This window comes from Rugamonas sp. FW305-51 (genome assembly GCF_058786935.1).
Genome location: NZ_JBYSZG010000004.1, coordinates 129,240 through 144,152, shown reverse-complemented (window position 1 = coordinate 144,152; position 14,913 = coordinate 129,240). Strand labels below are relative to the sequence as shown.

The 14,913-nt window shown below is 65.4% G+C and carries 16 protein-coding genes; 10 read left to right on the top strand and 6 right to left on the bottom strand.

The genetic code is table 11. From position 1 onward, the window contains the following. Positions 1–94 precede the first annotated feature (94 nt). The 4 genes from AC3WOS_RS04615 (at position 95) to AC3WOS_RS04600 (ending at position 3,069) form a co-directional block, all read left to right on the top strand. A complete protein-coding gene (locus AC3WOS_RS04615) occupies positions 95–607 on the top strand; it encodes a DUF6160 family protein (protein WP_492714668.1) in 513 nt (170 codons plus the stop codon). Between the two features lie 143 nt (positions 608–750). Beyond that, positions 751–1,263 (top strand): DUF6160 family protein, encoded by a 513-nt coding sequence (locus AC3WOS_RS04610; protein WP_492714667.1) that lies wholly within the window; start codon positions 751–753, stop codon positions 1,261–1,263. A gap of 53 nt (positions 1,264–1,316) precedes the next feature. Beyond that, positions 1,317–2,213: a hypothetical protein gene (locus AC3WOS_RS04605; RefSeq protein ID WP_492714666.1), complete on the top strand. Its 897-nt coding sequence runs from the start codon at positions 1,317–1,319 to the stop codon at positions 2,211–2,213. A gap of 1 nt (position 2,214) precedes the next feature. Further along, positions 2,215–3,069, top strand: coding sequence for a hypothetical protein (locus AC3WOS_RS04600; RefSeq protein ID WP_492714665.1), 855 nt, complete (start codon positions 2,215–2,217; stop codon positions 3,067–3,069). 18 nt (positions 3,070–3,087) lie between these two features. Here the strand turns inward: AC3WOS_RS04600 and AC3WOS_RS04595 are convergent, their stop codons facing one another. Next, entirely contained in the window at positions 3,088–4,134 is a 1,047-nt protein-coding gene (locus AC3WOS_RS04595; RefSeq protein WP_492714664.1) for an RNA-guided endonuclease InsQ/TnpB family protein, read from the bottom strand. A 119-nt stretch (positions 4,135–4,253) separates the two neighbouring features. Between AC3WOS_RS04595 and AC3WOS_RS04590 the strand changes: the two genes are divergently transcribed. Next, on the top strand, positions 4,254–4,721 hold the full coding sequence (locus AC3WOS_RS04590) for a hypothetical protein (protein ID WP_492714663.1): 468 nt from the start codon (positions 4,254–4,256) through the stop codon (positions 4,719–4,721). A gap of 3 nt (positions 4,722–4,724) precedes the next feature. Here AC3WOS_RS04590 and AC3WOS_RS04585 read toward each other — a convergent pair whose 3' ends face one another. Next, entirely contained in the window at positions 4,725–5,897 is a 1,173-nt protein-coding gene (locus tag AC3WOS_RS04585; protein ID WP_492714753.1) for an MFS transporter, read from the bottom strand. A gap of 237 nt (positions 5,898–6,134) precedes the next feature. Here AC3WOS_RS04585 and AC3WOS_RS04580 point away from each other — a divergent pair, with 237 nt between their 5' ends. The 3 genes from AC3WOS_RS04580 (at position 6,135) to AC3WOS_RS04570 (ending at position 9,666) form a co-directional block, all read left to right on the top strand. Beyond that, complete coding sequence (locus AC3WOS_RS04580; RefSeq protein ID WP_492714662.1) at positions 6,135–6,908, top strand: substrate-binding periplasmic protein; 774 nt, start codon at positions 6,135–6,137, stop codon at positions 6,906–6,908. Between the two features lie 73 nt (positions 6,909–6,981). Then, a complete protein-coding gene (locus AC3WOS_RS04575; RefSeq protein WP_492714661.1) occupies positions 6,982–8,484 on the top strand; it encodes a dipeptidase in 1,503 nt (500 codons plus the stop codon). Between the two features lie 237 nt (positions 8,485–8,721). Next, positions 8,722–9,666: a TraB/GumN family protein gene (locus tag AC3WOS_RS04570; protein ID WP_492714660.1), complete on the top strand. Its 945-nt coding sequence runs from the start codon at positions 8,722–8,724 to the stop codon at positions 9,664–9,666. Between the two features lie 45 nt (positions 9,667–9,711). Here the strand turns inward: AC3WOS_RS04570 and AC3WOS_RS04565 are convergent, their stop codons facing one another. Next, positions 9,712–10,143, bottom strand: a complete 432-nt coding sequence (locus AC3WOS_RS04565) for a hypothetical protein (protein WP_492714659.1) — start codon at positions 10,141–10,143, stop codon at positions 9,712–9,714. A gap of 283 nt (positions 10,144–10,426) precedes the next feature. On the opposite strand from AC3WOS_RS04565, the gene AC3WOS_RS04560 reads away from it, so the two are divergent. Beyond that, on the top strand, positions 10,427–10,765 hold the full coding sequence (locus tag AC3WOS_RS04560; RefSeq protein ID WP_492714658.1) for a hypothetical protein: 339 nt from the start codon (positions 10,427–10,429) through the stop codon (positions 10,763–10,765). A gap of 17 nt (positions 10,766–10,782) precedes the next feature. On the opposite strand, the gene AC3WOS_RS04555 is transcribed toward AC3WOS_RS04560, so the two are convergent. Continuing rightward, positions 10,783–11,184 (bottom strand): VanZ family protein, encoded by a 402-nt coding sequence (locus AC3WOS_RS04555; protein WP_492714657.1) that lies wholly within the window; start codon positions 11,182–11,184, stop codon positions 10,783–10,785. Positions 11,185–11,627: 443 nt separating this feature from the next. Continuing rightward, positions 11,628–12,392: an SDR family NAD(P)-dependent oxidoreductase gene (locus AC3WOS_RS04550; RefSeq protein WP_492714656.1), complete on the bottom strand. Its 765-nt coding sequence runs from the start codon at positions 12,390–12,392 to the stop codon at positions 11,628–11,630. 144 nt (positions 12,393–12,536) lie between these two features. On the opposite strand from AC3WOS_RS04550, the gene pyrF reads away from it, so the two are divergent. Beyond that, positions 12,537–13,361, top strand: coding sequence for an orotidine-5'-phosphate decarboxylase (gene pyrF, locus AC3WOS_RS04545; protein ID WP_492714655.1), 825 nt, complete (start codon positions 12,537–12,539; stop codon positions 13,359–13,361). Positions 13,362–13,376: 15 nt separating this feature from the next. Here pyrF and sbcB read toward each other — a convergent pair whose 3' ends face one another. Beyond that, positions 13,377–14,822, bottom strand: coding sequence for an exodeoxyribonuclease I (gene sbcB / locus AC3WOS_RS04540; RefSeq protein WP_492714654.1), 1,446 nt, complete (start codon positions 14,820–14,822; stop codon positions 13,377–13,379). Positions 14,823–14,913 lie beyond the last annotated feature (91 nt).

Below are 14,913 nucleotides of genomic sequence, written 5' to 3'. Positions count from 1 at the left end.
TGGACGGGCAAGACGGCAGCTCCTAACATGGACCTGCAACCTTAAAAGAATATAAATACCTCTTAATTAAAACCAAACTTTCGGAGACCACCAAATGCAAATCATCAAATCCGCAGTCGCAGCCGCTCTGGCAACCCTGGCCCTGTCCGCATCGGCCATGACCCCGATCCAGGATACCGAGCTGAGCACCGTCAGCGGCCAGGATGGCGTGTCGATCGCCGCCAACCTGAACATCAAGATGGATTCCTTCGTCTACACCGACACCGACGCGCTCGACGCCAACGGCATGGGTGGCGGTTCGGTCAGCTTCAACGGCATCAAAGTACAAGGCCTGATCGCAGCCAGCATCGACATCCTGTCGAAGAACTCGTTCCTGGCCGCTGCCGGCGCCGCTGGCGTGACCAACCCAGGCACCTTCTACAACCCAGCTTCGGGCGGCGACGTGGTGCAGATCGCCATCCCGGCCGACGTGCAAGTGGCTGCCGGCAAGCTGCTGAACATTTCGGTGGACGCCATCAAGATGGGCAACAACGCTGCTTCGTTCGGTTCGGTCGCCATGAACCAGGTCGACCTGCGCGGCACCCAAGTGTGGATCTGGGCACACTAATCCGGCCCTGGCTGGACCGGCCTGGCTGCCTGTCAGCCCTGCCGGTCTGACTTGACGGATACCCAGTACGGCGGCGCCATTGCGGCGCTGCCGGCAACAAAAAACCATAAGCAAAAACCAAAACTACTTTCGGAGACTACCAAATGCAAATCATCAAAACCGCAGTCGCAGCCGCTCTGGCAACCCTGGCCCTGTCCGCATCGGCCATGACCCCGATCCAGGATACCGAACTGAGCGCTGTTAGCGGTCAAGATGGCGTGTCGATCGCCGCCAACCTGAACATCAAGATGGATTCGTTCGTCTACACCGACACCGACGCGCTCGACGCCAACGGCATGGGTGGCGGTTCGATCAGCTTCAACGGCATCAAGGTCAAAGGCCTGATCGCTGCCAGCATCGACATCCTGTCGAAGAACTCGTTCCTGGCCGCTGCCGGCGCCGCTGGCGTGACCAACCCAGGCACTTTCTACAACCCGGTATCGGGCGGCGACGTGGTGCAGATCGCCATTCCAGCCGACGTGCAAGTGGGCGCCGGCAAGCTGCTGAACATCTCGGTGGACGCCATCAAGATGGGCAACAACGCTGCTTCGTTCGGTTCGGTCGCCATGAACCAGGTCGACCTGCGCGGTACCCAAGTGTGGATCTGGGCGCACTAATCGCTCCTTCCTGCTGACCAAAACGGCCGTTTGCGCGGCCGTCGCATTGCAAGATGCCGGCGCCTGGCGCCGGCATCCTGTTCATCCAGTCCGGGCGCGGCATGTCCGCCCACTGCACGATTGAACCGATGATGAAACCCTTCCCATTTCAGCCGGGCCTGCGCGCTCGCCTGTGCCGCGCGGCTGTGCTGCTGGCGGCCGGCCTGACGGCGCAACTGGCGACGGCCCAGATGCGGCCCCTGAGCGAAGAAGAGCTGTCGGCCACCCACGGCCAGGGCCTGATGGCCATGAGCAACAGCAGCTACGGCGGTTTCGATTTCACCCGCGTGGCGCTGGACGCGGACGTCACCCTGAGCGCCAATTTCCGCAACCTGCGCCTCGGCGAATACAACTACGGCGCCCGCAACGGCAGCGGGGCCGACATCGACATGTCGCTGCTGCAGTTCGGCCGCAGCGACGGCACCGAGGCCCAGCGCCTGGTGCACATCAGCAATCCCTATTTTGAATTCGTGTACCGCAACGCGGCCGACAACGCCAGCCGCGAAGTGATTGGCATGCGCTTCGGTTTCGACGGCATCAGCGGCGACGTGGGCATGAAGCTGAGCCAGCTGTCCGGCTCCATGCTGGTGCAGGGCCAGGCGGCCGACGGCAGTGCCATCACGCTCGACAGCCACACCGACACCATGGGCGGCAAGCGCTGGGACGGCAGCTGCAGCGGGTCTTGCCTGTCGCTGGCCCAGCTGGGAGGGGTGCGGGCCGGCGACGCGAACGGCCCCAGCCGCGACTTCTGGATTTCCGTGCTGAAGACGGGCGTGCAGTTCCAGGCCCCGTCCGGCACCAGCCAGCTGCCCGACGCGGCCCAGGCCGGTATCTGGATGAACTGGCGCGACAAGCTGCAGGCCATCAGCACCAACGGCGTGACGCCACCCAACCTGCCCAAGGGGCGCTGAGATGACGCCCGCCCGCTGCCTGCTCCTCATGCTCGGCCTGCTGTACTGGCAGGGCGCCGGCGCCATGCAGCCGCTGGCCGACAGCGCGCTGTCGGCCGTGCGCGGTGGCGACGGCGTGAGCTTCGACCTGAACGGCTTTTCCATGGGCGGCGACGCCCGCCTGACCTACACGTCGCCCGACGGCCGCAGCGCCTGGGTGGAGAAATTCAGCGCGGCGCGCAGCGACAATCCGCAACCGTACTCAGACCCGTACCGGCTCGACATCGTGCCCGGCGCCAGCGGCCTGGCCGACGTGATCGACCTGCGTTTTCCCATCAACGCCAACGCCGACCAGCGCTGGCAGTTCGCCTACGACTGGGGCGTGACGGCCGACGGTATCGCCCGCAACGCCGGCAGCGTGGTGGTGACGGACATGGTGCTGTACGGCGGCGGGCTGCAGTTCACCACGCCGCAAGTAAACGACGGCATCGCCTTTGGCGCGGCGCTGCGCATGGACGTGGGCCAGCTGGCGCTGCGCCCGCGCGGGCGCGCGGACGCGACGGAGCAGATGACGTTGAGCGGCATCCACCTGGGCGGAGTGGACGCCAACGGCGCCTTCAACAACACGCCGTGGACCATCGCGGCCGTGGCGGCCCAGCCGGCCGTGATCAATGCCTTGACGGACGAGACGGGTCCGCGCCTGCACATCGGCATCGACTGGCCCGACAGCCGCTACGGCAACGGCACGGCGCCGGCTGGCGGCCTGGTGGTCGACAACATCTCGTTCACCAGCCCCAACCAGCCCACGGTGGACCTGGGCTCCTCGCGCATCGGCTCGATGCAGATCCAGTATCTCGACATCAAATTCAGGCGCTGACTTGACGTCCTCTCCGCCCTAAAGGACGGAGATTCCCACAACTGGCGTCGCACGTCCGCGACGGAGTATGTTTATTGCAGCATTACGATCACGATCATGTACCATACCGCAATCACTGCAAGTCCACACTCTTATTCCAAGGTCTGCGATACCGTTGGGCCTCGTATCGGGCATGGCGCCGCAATGCGAGCAGACCTGGGTGGTGAAACGCTCGTCCACTTCCTCGAACCAGGCGCCATGCTTAACAGCCTTGTACGCCAGTTGACTACGAAAGGACGACCAGCCAATGTCATAAACCGACTTCGCCATGCTGGTTCTGGCGAGCGCACTGGCGTTGACGTTGCCGACGACAATGTAATCGAAGGCGGCGACGATGGCACTGGTGCGGGTATGCAAGTAATTGAGCCGTTGGTTGGCGACTTTGGCATGGATGGCCTTGATGCGCCGCTTCTTACGCGCACGCTGCGCCACTGCCAGCGCCGCCTCGGCGTTGCGGTAGAAATGGGGCGCGGCGATGGTGCTGCCGTCGCTCAGCGTGGCCAATTCCTTCAAGCCCAGGTCGATGCCGACGCCGCGAGTTGGCGCCCGGGTCGGGGCTGGGGTCACTTCGACGACGATATTGAGATACCAGTTGCCGCGCCGATCACACGAAAAGTTGGTGCCATCCAAAATTTTTCCTTCGGGCAGAGGCCGGGAATGGAAGACCCGAAACGTGTTGCCGGCAAACCGGAAGGCATCGCCTTCGCGCTTCAACTCCCGTCCCTTCAGCGGCACCCAGGGCAAGGACTTCCTGCCGCGATAGCGCAGGTAGGGACGGCGCGACAGGGTGCGCGACTTGGCGTATTGCTGACAGACATCGTTGACCGTGCCGGAATGCAGTCCAAGCTCCTTGCTGCATCCCGTCGTCAACTTGATCAGGTCGAACCCTGTATGCCAGCGCCGGCCGAATCGCAAGGCATCCTTCTGCCGGTCGTTGCAATAGTTCCACACGAAATTGACCGCCCGCGCTTGCCGGTTCAGCAAGCCCGTCAACGATTTGACGCGGTATCGGTAGACCAGTTTCATGTACGTTTGACCGGTGCGGAACGCATGAGTTCCGTGACTGCCGCCCGCGCATCGGCTCCTGCGGAGTCGGTTCCTTTCACTCCTCGCCCTGAAGGGCGAGGTTTCTCGGAACAAATCTGATGAAACGAGTTTGGCTCACCTTGCTGGCCCTGGCCGGCTGCACCCAGGCCCTGGCCGGCGGCCTGCGCCCGCTGGACGACCAGGAAATGTCGGGCGTGACGGGCGGCGACGGCATCAGCTTCGCGGCCCATATCGTGCTGAACGATCCCACCCTGGTGGGCGCCGTGGCCGACAGCCGGCTGTCGCTGGGCTTCAACGGCGACGGCCAGAACCGCTATCTGGTGATCAAGAACCTGCGCGGCAGCATCGACATGTGGGCCGTCAGCCTGGGCGTGCAGCAGCGCGCCGACGGCGGCGGCGACACCATCACCATCGGCCTGCCCGGTTATGTGCGCTACTCCAATTTCGGGTTCGAATCGCTGAGCGTGCAGACCGATCCGACGGCGCCCGTGACGGGCAACCTGGGCAGCCTGAACATCAACGGCAACGTGTCGCTGCAGGGCCAGGTCCGGCTCTGGTCGCACTGACGCTCAGGCCGGCTGCCGCTGCGCGGCCGGCGCCAGGTATTCCGTCACGAACACGCCCAGCGCCAGGCCGGGAAAGGCCAGCCCCGTCAACAACACACCCTGCCAGCCATGGTGGGCGAACATCCATCCCCCCAGCGACGAACCGGCCGCGCCGCCCATGAAGAACAGCGCCATGTAGAGCCCGTTCAAGCGGCTGCGGATGTCCGCGCCCAGCGCGAAAATGGCGCGCTGGCCCACCACCAGGCTGGCCGAGACGCCCATGTCGAGCACGATGGAGGCGGCCACCAGCAAGGCCAGGTCGGCCAGGCGGCCGGCATGCACCAGCAACGGCGCGGCGAACGCCAGCGCGCCCAGGCCCAGCGCCAGCGCCGTGGTGGGACGGCTGTGGCCGCGGTCGGCCAGGCGGCCGGCGATGGGCGAGGCGATGGCGCCGGCCACGCCGGCCAGCGCGAACAGCGCCACCCCCGTCTGGTCCTGCCGGAAATACGGTCCCATCAGCGCCAGCGGCACGGTGGTCCAGAACAGGCTGAAGGCGCCGAACATGCAGGCCTGGTAGGCGGCGCGGCGGCGCAGGATGGGCGTGGTTTTCAGCAACTGCCACATCGAGCCCAGCAGCGCGGGATAGCGCAGCGTGGCCACCGGCTGGCGCAGCGGCAGGCGCCGGTGCAGCACCAGGGCCAGCAGCGTCGTGCCCACGGCCGACAGGATGAAGATGGCGTGCCAGCCGAGTGCGCCGGCCACCAGGCTGGCCACGGGGCGGGCCAGCATGATGCCCAGCAGCAGGCCGCTCATCACCTTGCCCACCGTCTGGCCCCGCGTTTCCGGCAGCGACAGGTGGGCCGCAAACGGCACCAGCACCTGGGCCGCTACGGAACCGAGGCCGATGCACAGGGCCGCGCCAAGGAACAGGGGCGCGCTGCCGGCCACGGACGCGACCAGCAGGGCTGCCGCGCTGGTGAGCAGGGCGCTGACGATCAGGCGGCGGTTTTCCAGCAAGTCGCCCAGCGGCACGATGAACAGCAGGCCCAGGCAGTAGCCGATCTGGGTCAGCGTGACGATCAGGCCGGCCGCGCCCGGCGCCAGGCCGGTGGCGCGGCTGATGGGACCCACCAGTGTCTGGGCGTAGTAGAGGTTGGCCACGATCAGGCCGGTGGCGATGGCCAGCAGCCATACCATGGCCGGGGCGATGTCTTGTTGCCTGGCGTGCGTCGCGTTCACGGCGGACTCCTGTAGTCGATAGCCGGCCATTCTACCGGCGCCCACCGATTGCTGCTGAGCGCGCAACAAATCGGTCGAACGAGGGAAATGCTGGTGCGCAACAGCGCATATAATTCGGACATGGGCGGGCGACACTTTACGGGGCGGCAAGGAACGGATGGCAACAGCGCATTCCGCCGGCGGGCCTGCGCCTGCATGAAGGGCATGGCCCTGGTCTGGGAGGCCGTCTGCGCCGCGTCGGCGGCCACGGCAATCGCCGCGGTTACGGCCGCGGCCGCAACGGCAGCTACGGCCGCCACGGCAGCTACGGCCGCCTCGCTGGTGGTGCTGGTGGACACGGGGACGGAAATGCCCATGGCCGCCTTCCGCGACAATCAACTGGTGGACGGCGTGCACCACGACCTGGGCCTGGCGCTGGCGGCCAGGCTGGGCCGGCAAGCCGTGTTCCTGGGATTGCCCCGCAAACGCATCGCGCTGGCGCTCGAGCAGGGCAAGGCCGACCTGATCTGCATGTACATACCGGGCTGGTTGCCGGGCAATTTCCACTGGAGCCAGCCGTTCTTTCCCATGCGGGAAGTGGTGGTGACCGACACCACGGTGCCCCGTCCGGCCACGCTGGCGGACTTGAAGGGCCAAACCATCGCCACCGTGCTCGGCTATTACCATCCGGACCTGGTGCGGGTGCTGGGCGCCGGTTTCGTGCGCGAAGACGGTCCTTCCAATTACAGCAACTTGCGCAAGATGGTGGCTGGACGGCTGCACCATGTCGTCACCCAGCAAAGCACGCTGGACTACCACCAGAAGACGGGCAAACGGCTGTCCGTCTATCCGCCGCTGCTGGTCAAGACCTACCTGGGGCAATGCGCCGTCTCGCCGCGGGGCCAGGTCAGCGTGGAGGCCGTCAACAAGGCCATCGTGCAGATCGTCAAGGAAGGCGAAGTGGGGCAGATTTCCGCCCGCTACCAATAACGGGCGGCGCGCTGCAAGGCGCCTGGCCCCGTGCTAGACTCATTGCCCGATCATCACCATTGCGAAATTGTTTATGCTGAAAAAACTTGTGCTGCTGCCCCTGTTGCTGGCGCCATGGCTGGGCGTGGCCACGGCCGCGCCGCTGAGCAAGGCCGCCACCGGTACTGCGGCGTATGCGCTGGCCACCTACCGCGGCGCGCTGATCGATACCCTGGGCCAGATGGTGCGCTTCAACACGGTGGCCGATCCCGCCGTGCCGTATGAACACAATCCGCAACATCTGGCCTTCAAGCACTACCTGCAGGGCGAGGCCGAACGGCTGGGCCTGGATTTCCACGACTACGGCTATGTGATGGTGATCGGCCTGGGCAGCGGCAGCGAGCGGGTCGGCATCATCACCCACGGCGACGTGCAGCCGGTCGATCCGTCCAAGTGGGCCAGGTCGCCGTTCGAACTGGACCGCGTTAGCGAACCGGGCCGGTTGCTGGGGCGCGGCGCGGAGGACGACAAGGGCCCGATCGCCACCGCCCTGTATGCGATGAAGGCCATCAAGGACCGTCACGTCAAGCTGGGCAAGCGGCTCGAGCTGTACGTCTACATGGCCGAAGAGTCGGACTGGGCGCCGCTGCAGGCCTTCCTGAAAGAGCACACGCCGCCCCAGATGAACATCACGCTCGACTCCGAATATCCGGCCGTGACGGCCGAAAAAGGCTGGGGCGCGCTCAAGATCGCCATGCCGGCCCAGCCGGCGCCGGCCGGCGACGGCCCCGTGCTGCAGGGCTTCAAGGGCGGCTTCTTCGGCAGCCAGATTCCGGAAGACGCCAGCGCCGTCATCGCCCACGCCACGCCGGCACTGCAAGAACGCATCCGCCAGCGCGGCGCGGCGCAGCGCGGCATGCATTACCAGTTTGCCTGGCGCGACGATGAATTGACGGTGACGGCGCGCGGCCTGTCGGCCCACTCGTCCAAGCCGGAAGACGGCGTCAACGCGATCAGCATGCTGGCCGATGCGCTGCAAGTGCAGCCCTGGCAAGGCACGGCGCCGGCGGCCATGGTCAGCTTCCTCAATGAGCTGGTGGGCACGGGACTGTATGGCGAGCGCTTCGGCGCCATCGCCTACCGCGACGCGTTCATGGGACCGATGACGGTGGCGCCCACCGTACTCAAGCAGGATGGGGCGGGGTTGGAACTGAACATCAACCTGCGCCGCCCGCGCGGCAAGAGCAAGGATGAGCTGGAAGCCCAGGTCCGCCAGGCTTTCGACGGCTGGAAGGCGGCGCACCTGCCGCAGGCCACTCTCACGGCCGAGATCGGCGACCCGTGGCAGCAGGACAGCGCGCCCCAACTCGATACGCTGCTGGCCGTGTTCGGCCACTACACGGGCATGCGCGATGCGCATCCCGTGGCCATCGGTGGCGGCACCAATTCGCGCCTGTTCCCTCATGCCGTCAGCTTCGGTCCCGCCATGCCGCGCACGGTCTATACGGGCCATTCCGAACACGAGTTCATCACGGAAAAGCAGCTGCTGCTGAACTTGCAGATGTACACGGCCGTCATGGTGGAAATGGCGCGCTGACAAGCTTGTCCGGCGTGCCACGCAGCGCTGGCGGCCGTCTGGCCGCGGGCGTGGCCGCCGCCGCGCCACCATCGTCACGGCTGTTTTTTTTGTTGCCGCACCTCAAAAAAATGCTGTCATCAGCCCCGTCCTGATTTACCATAGGCAACGGTGATGCCCCGTCCTGGGCGCACTTTCTTCCTGTTCAATGTTTATTACCTGCCCGCCGCACCACGCCCGGCCCGGCAAGGGGGATGCATGCGTTTGTCTATCTTGCCGTACGTGCTGCCAGCCATATTCAGCGTGCTGTGCGCCGGCCCCGCGCGCGCGGTGGAAAGCTTACCCACGGAGGGCGCCGCCATTGCCGGCGCGGCGGCCTCGCCGCGCCACGGTGCGCTATACCGGGTGAGCCACGAAGGACACACGGGCTATCTGTATGGCACCATCCATGTCGGCAAGCCGGACGACACCCTGCTGGCGCCGGAAGTGGCGCGTGCGCTGGCCGATGCGAGCGCGCTCGTAGTCGAGCTCGATATCCGTTCCAACGACGCCTTCCAGCTGGCCCTGGCCAGGCACGGCATGTATGCGGACGGCGACACCATTGCCCGCCATGTGTCGCCGGCCACGTTGCGCCAGTTGGTGCAGGCGCTGGCGCGCGCCGGCATTGCGCTGCATGATGTCGAACGCTATAAGCCCTGGCTGCTCGGCAATTTGCTGCAGGGCCTGGAACTGGACCGCAACGGTTACCGGCGCAGCGGTGCCGCCGAATATGTCCTGCTGGCGGCAGCCAAGCAGCAGGACAAGACGGTGCGCGAACTGGAAAGCGCCGACTATCAGCTGGCCATGTTCGATGCGCTCGACGAGGCGCAGCAGGAACAGTATCTGCGCGAGAACCTGGCCGACCTGGAAGACGGCGCAGCCCTCAAGCGTTCCCGCGGCCTGATCGACGCATGGCGGGCGGCCGATACGCAGCGCATTGATGCCGCCCTGCGGCAGTTCACGGACGGGGCATCCGTCAATGCCACCTTCATGCAGACCACCTTGCTGGGCAAGCGCAATCCTGAAATGGCCAGCGCCATCGAGCGCATCCTGCAGCAGGACCAGGTCGCCTTTGTGGGCGTGGGCCTGCTGCATCTGGCCGGCGCCAACGGCTTGCCGCAATTGCTCAGGCAGCGCGGCTACACCATCGAACAGCTGTACTGAGCCCCGCGCGGGCCGGTCTAATAACGGCTTGCGGACCGCCGCGCTTCAGTAGCGCTGCAGGTTGCCGTTGCTGTAGCGGATACGGTCACCCACCTGGTAGGTCGGCATGGTGTCGACCACGACGATCTGTTCCGAGCCATCATCCAGCTTGACCTTGACGCGGTAGACCTTGTCCATCGGCGAGCCCATGCTGCCGCCCGCCGCAGCGGCGCCGACGGCGCCCACGCCCACGTCCTGGCGCGTCACTTGCTCTATGGTCTGCACTACGCCGTATGCGGTCTGCGCCATGGTCGTCGTGCTGCCCGCCATGGTGCCGGTCGCCGCGGTGCTGCTGCCGCTGTTGCCATAACTGCTGGTGCTGCCGTCCTGCGTGTTGCTGCTGTCGGTGGCGCTCATGCGATTGCTGTCGGTGCTGCTGCAAGCTGCCAGCAGCAGGCACAGTGCGGCCATCCAGCGTACCGGTATATTGTTGTTCATGCTCTTCTCCTTGTTTGGTGTTGACGCCCGGTCGTGTCGGGGTAACAAGGCAGGCCCGCAGTTGCGATGGGCTGCCAACGTAAGAGTAGCCGCGTCGGTATTCGTTCGGCGCGCGATAGAAGACGTTGAGCGGGATCAATCGTCAACGCTGCTGGCTTGAATCTGGCGCAAAGAATTGTCTGATTATCACGATCATTCCTCTAGCGAAAGAGTTGATTCTGCTCAAAAGAATGTTGTCGCGGACACGCAATAATCGATAGGTAGCCATTTATAGGATACCAATATGTTGACACGCGCGACAGATGACATTATCGAACAATTAATCGATGCCACCTATGGTGAAGCTGGCGATGCCCGGCAGCGGCATGTGTTGGCCCATGCCCTGCATGGGTTGGTGCGGCTGGCCAAGTCGGAACAGTTAATGGAGATGAGGAGGGATGTGGAGCGTGCCGCTTCCCTGCAGGCCGGCTACAGCAGCCGGCGCCAGACGCGCGTGCTGTTGCGCAAGATCGGGATGGAGCGTGCGCGCGACGCGGGCGGCGGCGCGGGCCGCCCGCAGCATGTGGCCGGCCCGGCGCCGGAAGCGCCCGATTCCCTGCATGGCGGCCTGGACGGCCTCTGACGGGCCGGCTCGCGTGCTCAGCCGGCCAGGGGAGCCTGGCGCCACCGCCACAGCCAGCACATCAGGCTGGCCGTCACCATGGCGGCCGTGCAGTCGACCAGCCAGTCCGACACGGCGCCGTGACGGTAGGGGAAGAAGCTTTGCACATACTCGTCGAGCGCGCCCATCAGCGCGATGGTCAGCACGGCCTTGGCGGCCCGCATGGCGGCGCTGCCGCTGCCGCCCGTAAACAGCAGGAAGGTCAGGCCGGCGTACGCACAGGAATGCAGTACGAGGCCGGAGGCCACTTCGCCGACATCGCTGCGGGCGCCGGGAATGGAGCCGATGATCAGGATCAGCAGGTAGAGCACGATGGCGCTCCAGTAGCGCAGGCGCGCATGGGATGCGGTCAGGAAAATCTGATTCAGCAGGACGGACATGGGGCACGCAGGAAAAATGATGCGAACAATACCACGCCGCCATCGAAAAAAAAGCCCGCTGTTGAAAGCGGGCTCAAAAAACCCTGACGGGCCAAGAGAGGTGTAGCGGGCGCCGCCGTCCGGCCGCGCCGGAAATCGGCAAGTGATGCGGGGGAAGTGGTGCGCCGGAACGGATCCGGCGCACCTGCCTGCAATCATGCGTATCGGTTGCATGTATTGCAGATGTAGCCAGTATAGGAGGGGAATGTGACGCGGCCATGACAGTGCGCAACATTGCGCCGGCCACAGGCAAAAAAAAAGCCCGCTGATGAAAGCGGGCTTAAAACTATTTTCTTGGAGGAGAATAGTGGAGACAGGTGTAATTATGCGGCGACGCGTTATATATGTCTAATTGTCGTTTTGGATACCAGTCATGCCTTTTGGTTATATCTCCTCGGAAACACTCAATCCTTGACGGGAACAGTGTAGTTCAGGGCCAGGCGGCCGCCATCCACGAACAGGGTCTGGCCCGTCATGTAGCTGGCGTCGTCGCTGGCCAGGAAGGCGGCGATGGACGCCACTTCCTCCGGTTCGCCGCAGCGGCCCATGGGCGTGCGCGACAAAATGGTGTGGCGCGCCTCCGGGCTGCCCAGCACGGCCTTCTTGGCCAGTTCCGTCAGGATGGTGCCGGGGCCGATGCCGTTCACGCGCACGCCGTGCGGCGCCAGGTTCAGCGCCATCACCTTGGTCAGCTGGTTGATGCCGCCCTTGGAGACGACATAGGGCACCTGGTTGGGAATGGCCAGTTCTGAATTGACGCTGGACATGTTGATGATGCAGCCGCTGTGCCGCTTGACCATCTCGCGCGCCACGGCCTGGCCGCACAGGAACATCGATTTGAGGTTGATGCGCAGCACGCGGTCGAAATCCTCTTCCGTCAGGTCGAGGAAGTCGGCGGCGTGGGTCACGCCCGCGTTGTTGATCAGGATGTCGATGTGGCCGAAGGCGGCCAGGGTGGCGGCCACCAGGGCGTCCACGTCGGCTTTCTGGCTGACGTCGGCGGCGAAGAAGCGGGCCTGTTCGCCCAGCGCGGCCGCGGCCAGCGCGCCGTCGGGCTTGATGTCGACCAGCATGACGCTGGCCCCTTCGGCCACCAGGCGTTGGGCGCAGGCCAGGCCGATGCCTTGGGTGGCGCCGGTCACAATAGCGACTTTGTTGGTCAGTTTCATGGGGTTCGCTTTCATGCTGAAGGTTGAGGGCGCTTGTGGCGCCCGTGGTGTAGCGGATTTTACTCCACCGCCGCAGCCGTTTCGCATGGGGCAGGGGTGGCCGCGTTACAATTGAGGGTTTGCAACCGAATAAAGGGAAGTGTCGTGAATTTCATCAATAAATTATCCGCCGCCTGGACGGCCAACGACTCCCTGCTGTGCGTCGGCCTCGATCCCGACATGGCCAAGCTGCCGGCCCAGTTCCAGTCCGCGCCGGACGGCATCTACCAGTTCTGCCGTGAAATCATCGATGCCACGGCCGACCTGGCCTGCTCGTTCAAGCCGCAGATCGCTTACTTCGCGGCGCTCGGTGCCGAACAGCAGCTGGAACGGATCTGCGCCTACGTGCGCGCCAACTATCCGCACATTCCCCTGATCCTGGACGCCAAGCGGGGTGACATCGGCGCCACGGCGCGCCAGTATGCGCGCGAAGCGTTCGACCGCTATGGCGCGGACGCCGTTACCGTCAATCCCTACATGGGGTCGGACTCGGTCGAGCCCTACATGGAGTGGAGCGAGCGCGGCGTCATCATCCTGTGCCGCACTTCGAACCCGGGCGGCTCCGACCTGCAATTCCTGAACGTGGACGGCCAGCCCCTGTACCAGCACGTGGCGCGGCTGGTGGCGGAAAAGTGGAACAGCAACGGCCAGTGCGCGCTGGTGGTGGGCGCCACCTTCCCGGAAGAGCTGGCGCAGGTGCGCGCCATCGTGGGCGACATGCCGCTGCTGGTGCCCGGTATCGGCGCCCAGGGCGGCGATATCGCGGCCACCGTACGCGCGGGCAAGACGGCCGGCGGCAGCGGCATGATGATCAATTCCTCGCGCGCCATTATCTATGCGCCGCAGCAGGGCGCTGAAGACTTCGCCGCCGCCGCCCGCCGCGTGGCGCTGGAGACGCGCGAAGCCATCAACCAGTTCCGCGCTGGCTGAGGCGGACCAGCGGCATCAGTAGCGCGCCGGCGCGACCATCTCCGCATAGTCGTACAGCTCGCCGAGGATGTGTTCGCCGCGCTCGTCGGCCGTTTCCTGCAGCTGGTCGATCTCGCTGAACAGCAGGTCGACCGTGCGGGCGCCGCCTTCGCCGTCGAACAGGCGGGCTGCGCGGTGCTGTTCCCAGTGTTCCATTTCAGCCGCCGACAGCGTCTCGGGGAAGTTGCGGGCGCGGTAGCGGAATAGCAGTTCGGCCAGCCGCGCATCGTCGAACACGGGCGACATCGTGGCCAGCCTGGCCGGAGTTTCCTTGCGCAGCGATTCGAGCAGGCGGCGGTCGCCCGTGCCGACGAAGCCGTTGTACAGATCCTCATCCACATCCAGCGCCGGCGCGCCCGGACGGTGGAACACGGCGGCCCAGGTGGCCGCCATGTCCGGCCCGGCCGCGGCCAGGGCCGCGTTGGCGCGGCACCCTTCCACGTCGATGCCCCAGCGCGCGGCCATGGCCGGCGACAGCGTCTTCAGGTTGGATACCAGCATCGGCGACTTGTTCAGGTGGATGCTCTTGATGGGCAGGCGGGTCATGCCTTCGGGCAGGGCGTCGGCCTTGCTGAACAGGCGCAGCCGTATCGTGTCGGCGTCCAGCGCGGCCAGCTCGCGCGGGTCGTAGCTGCAATCCCAGACGATCACTTCATTCTTGTTGGTCGGGTGCACGCCCAGCGGCCACACCACGCCCAGGCAGCCGCGCTCGGCCGGGAACATGCCCGACACGTGCAGGAAGGGCGCGCGCAGGGCGGGCGCCAGGTGCATGCCGATCTCGTCGGCCACGCGGTCCTTTTTGTGCAGGGCGAAGCAGAAGTCGAACAGCTTGGGCTGCTTTTGCTTGATCAGGCGCGCCAGCGCGATGGTGGCGCGCACGTCCGACAGCGCGTCGTGGGCCGCCTCGTGCAGCAGGCCGTTGGCGGCGGCCAGGTGTTCCAGCCGGAAGCTGGGCTTGCCATCTTCGCGCGTGGGCCAGTTGATGCCGTCCGGCCGCAGGGCGTAGGTCATGCGCACCACGTCCAGGATGTCCCAGCGGCCGCACTGGTGCTGCCACTCGCGCGCATACGGATCGATCAGGTTGCGCCAGAACAGGAAGCGGGTGATCTCGTCGTCGAACCGTATCGTGTTGTAGCCCACGCCCACCGTGCCCGGCTTGGAGAATGCCTGCTCGATGGTGGCGGCGAACTGGTGTTCGGGCACGCCCCATTCCAGGCATTGCTGGGGCGTGATGCCCGTGATCAGGCATGACTGCGGGTCGGGCAGGAAGTCGTTGGCCGGCTTGCAGTACAGCATGATCGGCTCGCCGATCTCGTTCAGGTCGGCATCGGTGCGGATGGCGGCGAACTGGGCGGGACGGTCGCGGCGCGCCTGCGCGCCGAAGGTTTCATAGTCGTGCCAGAGGAAAGTGTGGGAAGTCATAAATTTGTTGAAAATACTGCAGTTTTCTGGCCGCGGGCCGATAGTATAAGGTGGAAGGCCAGATTCAGCCTGCCCGGCGCCACAGCAGCGC